At 74.8% G+C, this 6200-nt stretch carries 4 protein-coding genes; all 4 read right to left on the reverse strand.

The window, feature by feature from the left end; all coding sequences use genetic code 11:
• A partial coding sequence (locus tag AC13HU_RS29660; protein WP_483045054.1) for an ABC transporter ATP-binding protein occupies positions 1-1718 on the reverse strand: 1718 nt, incomplete at its 3' end.
• Positions 1715-3043, reverse strand: a complete 1329-nt coding sequence (locus tag AC13HU_RS29665; protein WP_483045055.1) for a CbiQ family ECF transporter T component — start codon at positions 3041-3043, stop codon at positions 1715-1717. The genes AC13HU_RS29660 and AC13HU_RS29665, both read right to left, overlap by 4 nt.
• 4 nt (positions 3044-3047) lie before the next feature.
• Positions 3048-4094, reverse strand: coding sequence for a hypothetical protein (locus AC13HU_RS29670; RefSeq protein WP_483045056.1), 1047 nt, complete (start codon positions 4092-4094; stop codon positions 3048-3050).
• Positions 4091-6200 (reverse strand): prenyltransferase/squalene oxidase repeat-containing protein (locus tag AC13HU_RS29675; RefSeq protein ID WP_483045057.1); only part of this gene is annotated, 2110 nt, incomplete at its 5' end. The genes AC13HU_RS29675 and AC13HU_RS29670, both read right to left, overlap by 4 nt.

A 6200-nucleotide genomic window follows, 5' to 3' on the forward strand; every position in this document is an offset into this window, starting at 1 on the left:
ATCTCGCCCTCGGCCATGACGATCACCCGGTCGGCGCTCGCTGCGACGAACTCGACGTCGTGGGTGGCGATCACGACGCTGCGGCCCTCGGCGGAGAGCGTGTCGACGATCTGGATCAGGGCCCGCTTCGCCTGGTAGTCGAGCCCGCGGGTGGGCTCGTCGAGCAGGACGACCGAGGGCGCGGTGGTGAGCTGGATGGCCAGCACCAGGGAGAGTTTCTGGCCCTCGGACAGGTCGCGGGGGTGGGCTCCGTCGGCGATGCCAGGCGCGAGCCGGTCGAGGATCGTCCGGGCCACGGGGGTGGCCGCGGTGTCGGACTCCCGGTCGGCCTGGGCGAGTTCGGCGCCGACGGTCTCCAGGTAGAGCAGATCGGTGGGGGTCTGCGGGACGAGGCCGATCGGGCCGCGCCGTTCGGGGGTACGGTCCCGGCGCCGGCCGAACCAGCCGCGCTTCGTGGGCTGTTCGGCGTGTCGGGGCACATCGAGCTGCGCCGGGTGCGCGGCGGCGGCCGGCTCGGTGCCGGCGGGGGCTGCCCGGCCGACACCGACCCCGAACCCGACCTGTACGGTGCCGGCCTGGCGTGGACCCGCGCCGTGCAGCGCCCACATCAGGGAGGACTTGCCGGAGCCGTTGCGGCCCATCAGCGCGGTGACCTGGCCGGGGCGAAGGTCGAGGTCCACCTCGCGGACGGCGATCACCTCGCCGTAGCGGACCACGACGCCCTTCGCGGTGAGGATCGGGGCGACGGGTTCCACGGCGGCGCGGCCAACGGCCCCCGTCCCAACGGCTTCCGTCCCAACGGCTTCCGTCCCAACGGCTTCCGTCCCAACGGCTTCCGTCCCAACGGCTTCCGTCCCAACGGCCCCCGTCTCGCGTGTCGTTGGGCGTGGCGGCGGCACCGGCAGCGGGGCGAGCCGTTCGCGCAGCGGTGCGGCGGCGCGGCGGGCGTCGCGTACCGACAGCGGCAGCGGGTCCCACCGCGCGAGGCGGCCCAGGTCCACCACCGGGGGCGCCACCGTGGAGGTGCGGAAGACGCTGCCGGGCGGGCCGTCGGTGACGGTGCCGTCGCCGGTGAGGTGGATGACGCGGTCGGCGTACTGCACGACCCGCTCCAAACGGTGTTCGGCGAGCACCACGGTCACGCCGAGGTCGTGCACGAGGCGGGTGACGGCGGCGAGTACGTCCTCGGCGGCGGTCGGATCGAGGGCGGAAGTGGGCTCGTCCAGCACGAGGACCCGGGGGTGGGCGGTGAGCACGGAGCCGATCGCGACGCGCTGCTGCTGGCCGCCGGAGAGTTCGGAGAGCGCGCGGTGCCGCAGGTCGGCCAGGCCCAGCAGGTCCAGCGTCTCCTCCACCCGCTTGCGCATCACGTCCGCGGGGATCGCCAACTGCTCCATGGCGTAGGCGAGTTCCTCCTCCACGGTGTCGGTGACGAAGCCGGCCGACGGGTCCTGGCCGACCACGCCGACGACGTCGGCGAGTTCACGCGGCGGGTGCTGCGCGGTGTCGCGGCCGTCGACGGTGACCCGTCCGGCCAGGGTGCCGCCGGTGAAGTGCGGCACGAGGCCGTTGATCGTGCCGAGCAGCGTGGACTTGCCCGCGCCGGTACGGCCCACCACCAGGCAGAGTTCGCCCTCCTCGATCCGCAGGTCCACCGCCCGCAGCACGGGCGCGGCGGCGCCGTCGTAACAGACGCTGACCTGGTCGAAGCGGATCACAGCAGGGCCTCGCGAGGGGTGTCGTCGTCTTCCGGGGCGGACGGGGGTGGGAGTTCGGGCTTGCCGGGCTTCCCGGTGTGCTCGGGCTTCCCGGACTTGTCGGTGTGCTCGGGTTTCCCGATGCGCTCGGGCTTCCCGGTCCTCTTCGCCGCCGGCTTGGGCGCGGCCGCCCGGCCGGGGGTGCGCGCGGGTGGCGGCGCGGCGAAGGCGGCGACGCCCGCGAGCAGCACCGCGGCGGCGGGCAGCAGTGGCAGCGAAGGCCAACGCAGCGGATACAGCGACGGGTTGAGGTCGCTCGCGCTGTACCCGACGGTGAGGAAGAGCACGACGGCCGTCGCGCAGCCGCAGCCGGCCACCACCCACTCCGGGGCGCGCCACGGGTCGGGCCGGTAGCTGGTGCGGCGCACCCGGCGGCCGCCGAGCGCGAGCCCGGCGCAGCACAGCAGCGAGCCGACCAGCAGCGCGGGCAGGCCGAGGGCGCGCGGGGTGGTGCCGTCGAGCAGCCCGTAGACGCCGGTGCACAGGCCGAGCATGCCCAGCAGCATCAGCGCGCCGGTCGCCCGGCGGGAGGCGCGGGTGGCGGTGCCGGCCCGGCCGTAGCCGCGCGAGTCCATCGCGGCGGCCAAGAACAGCGACCGCTCCAGCGCGTCCTCCAGCACCGGGATGACGATGCTGCGCAGCGCGCGCAGCCCCCGGGCCCGGTCCGCGCGCAGCCGGCGGGCGCGGGCCACCCGCTGCACGCTCTCCACGAGGTGGGGTGCGACGCTCATCGACACCGTGACGGCGACGCCGAGTTCGTACAGCGCGCCGGGCAACACGCGTAGGGCGCGCTTGGGGTTGGCGAGGGTGTTGGCGGCGCCGATGCAGCACAGCAGGCAGGCCAGCCGCAGCCCGTCGATGGCCGCGGACAGGGTGGCCTCCAGCGAGACCGGGCCGCCGAGCTGGATTCCCGCGTACCAGTGCGGAGTCGGGATGTGCGGCAGCGAGAACATGATGTGGTCGGCCGGGGTGATGCCGGAGGCGAAGACGCAGCGGAACGCCACCCGGATCGCGATCACCGTCAGGGCGAGCCACAGGTAGTACTTGAAGCCCTTCGCCCAGGGCGCGTCGGTACGGCGCTCGGTGACGACGTAGCCGAGCACGGCCAGCACCAGGCCGAGCAGCAGCGGATTGGTGGTCCGGCTGACGGCGGTGGCCAGGCCGATGCCCCAGATCCACCAGGCGATCGGGTGCAGGGTGCGCGGCAACCGCCGCCCGGAACCGCCGGGTTGGGGCGGCTCGGGCGGCGGTCGCTCGATGCTGGGGACCACCGCGCTGCGGGTCACCGCGCTACTCCGCCCGACGGCGGCGCCGGACCTGTACGACGGTCGCGCCGCCGATCACGGCCACCACGCCGACCGTGATCGCGACCGGCAGCACGGAGCCGGTGGAGTGGTGGGCGTTGGCCGTCGGGTCGGCGACCACCACCGACAGTGTGGGCGACATGCTGGTGCCCGCGCCGGTGGTCGTGCCGGGCGCCGTGGGCAGTGGACGGTTAGCGGTGGCCGTGGTGGTCGGGGTCGGGGTGCCGCTCGACGCGGACGGCGAGGTGGTGGTCTTGCCGCCGGGCTTCGCGCCTGCCGTGGCGCCGCTCTTCGTGCCGCCCGACGCGGACGGTTGATGGGTCGCCGTCGGCTTGGCCCTGCCGCCGCTCCCGCCGGCGCTGCCACCACCACTCCCGCCGGTGCTTCCGCCGCCGCTCCCGCTGCTTCCGCCCGAGCCCGAACTGCCGCCCCCGGGCGTGGTGTTGTGCGCCCGCACGCTGTCCGGGGAGAAGGTCGGCCGCCCCTGGGTGCCCGTGACGTTCGTCGCGCCGAAGATCCACAGATCGACGCCGCCGGGCTTGGGGTGGTAGCTCATCGCGCCCAACTGGCTGTAGGACCAACTGTTCTGCCCCGGATCGGCGTGCCAGTACGACCAGTACGCGGTGGCCGGCGGCGTCAGCGCGCACGCCTCGTCCTTGCTGGTCGGGTACTGCTTGCCGGCCTGGTAACCGGCGTAGCCGATCCGGCAGATGAAGCCCGGGCCGTCGTGCTGGGTGCCCGTGCTCTGCCAACCGCCCTGGTTGAGCAGGGTGTAGCCGGTGGTCGGCGTGGTCCCGCACGAGCGCAGCAGCGGGCCGCCCCAGCGGCTGAAGTCCACCGCGAGCACGACCCCGGAGGTCGTCGTGCACTTGCTCATCGGCAACGCGCTCGCCGCCGCCGTACCCGCCCCGGGCCCGAGCCCGGTCAGCGCGGCCCCGCACAGCACCGCGAGCGCCGCCCCCACCCGTACGACCCGCTCCCGCATCCCGGGGCCGGCTGCCGCCCGACGCGTTCGTGTGAAGAGCTTCCTCACTGGTGCCTCCCCTCGGTGGCGGACCTGCGGCGCAGGGCCGTCATCGCGGCGCCGACGGCCAGCAGGATGCCGGCCGCGGCGGCCAGCGAGAGCGCCGCCGTACCGGTCGCCGCGAGCGAGCCACCGGACGAACCGCCGGACGAACCGCCGGAACCGGAGCCGGAACCGCCGGACGAGCCGCTGGACGCACCGCCGTTGTCACCGCCGCTGCTCGGCGCGATCGGGCCGAGGGCGTGGGTGAGCGTGGTCAGCGGGGTGCCGGCGAGGGCCGGGACGGCCTGCGTGGTGGAGCGGACGTCGGAGTCGCCCGCGGCGGCGGTGATCCGGACCCCGCCGTCGGTGTTCTGCGCCGACCGCAGGAACTCCTGCCCGCTGCGGGCCTGTTCGGGGCGGATCCGGTCGGTGGCGAGCAGGGCCTGCACCGCCAGGGCGGTGGAGTTGGCGCTGACCCCGGCCGCCCCCTGGTAACCGCCGCTGCTCTGCTGCGCCTTGACGAGGAACGCGCGCGCCGCGGCGACCGCGTCGGCGTGCCCCGGCACGAGCGTGAGCGCCTGCACGGCGTACCCGGTGGTGTCCGTGTCGGAGGTGCAGTCGGCGCCTGCGGCGATCAGGGTGGAGGAGAACCCGCCGTCCTTGCACTGGAGTTGGAGCAGCCGGGCGACCGTGCTGTCCGGCGGGGTGACACCGCCGCGGGCCAGTGCCAGCACCCCGAGGGCCTGCGAGACCGTGGAGTACGCCTGGGAGAAGTCCCCCGGCGCGGTGCACGCGCCGTCGCCGGTGGCCGCGGTGCACACGTGGCCGGTGAGCGTGGCGAGCAGGTCGAACCCGCCGAAGTGCCGCGGGTCCTGCGCCATCACCTCGGCGACCAGGGCGAGTTTGGCCGCCGAGCCGCTGTAGGGGCCCGGGTAGTCGGACGTGCCGTCCGGGTCGGCGTACTCCGCGACGTGACCGGCGAGGTAACCCGTGGTCCTCGTCAGCGCCTTGTCCTGGCCGCCGGTCGAGGCGAGCGCGAGCGAGAGGTCGGCGGTGAGGCCGTAGTCCGGGCCGTAGTCGTTGGACAGGTGATCGCTGCCGTCGAGTTGCTCGACGAGGTAGGCGGCACCCGCGGCCGCGGCCTTCTGGTCGTTCAGGTCCCGCAGCAGCGTGCCGAAGGACGTGCCGACCGCGCCGCCGACCGCCTGGGTGGAGGCGCGCAGGTCGGACGTGGTCTGGCCGGCGGCGTCCGAGGCGACCCGGAAGCCGCCGTCCGGGTTCTGCTCGGCGGCCAGGAACGCGCGGGCCTTGGCGATCTGCCCGGTGTACTTCCCGCCGCCGGCACGGTCCAGGCCGAGCCCCTGGACCGCGAGGGCCGCGGAGTTGACGGAGTCGCCGGCCGCGCCGTGGAACCCGCCGTTCGACAGTTGCTTGCCCGCCAGCCAGGCCGCGCCCTTCGCGACGGCCTGCGCGGTCGCGTCACCGGGCACCAGGTCCAGCGCCATCATCGCCATCGCGGTGCTGTCCGCGTCCTGGTCGGCGCCCGACGGGATCAGGCTCGGCCAGGCCCCGTCGGCGTCCTGGAGGCTCTCCAGACAGGCGATCGGGCCGGCCGCCTTGCCGGCCTCGCCGGCGCGGATCTGCGCGATGACGCCCAGGGACTGGGAGAACACCGAGGTCGCGTAGGCGTAGTCGCCCTCGGCCGCGCAGCCGCCCGAGGTGTCGGCCTTGGCGCAGATCGTGGCGTCGAGCGCCGCGATCAGGTCGTGGCCGCCGAAGGCGCGGGGGTCGGCGCCGAGCACCTCGGCCGCCACCGCCTCCTTCGCGAGCGAGCCGCCCTGGGCGTAGGAGGTACCGACGAGCGTCCAGGCGTCGATGCCGCGGCCGCCGGCGTCCTTGCCGTGCTGGAGGAAGTCGGACATGGCGGCCAGGGTCTCGTCGGCGCCGCCGGTCGCGGCCAGGGCGAACAGGCCGTCGATGGTCATGCCGAAGTCGGCGAAGCCCGGCGACGACTCGTAGTAGCGGCCGTCGACCAGGTTGTCGCCGTTCACCAGGTAGCCGACGCCCTTGGCCAGGTCGGGGCCAACTGCCGTCGGGGCCTGGGGAGTCGAGGACGTGCCCGCCGGGGTGGTG

This window comes from Streptomyces sp. NH27 (assembly GCF_056859195.1).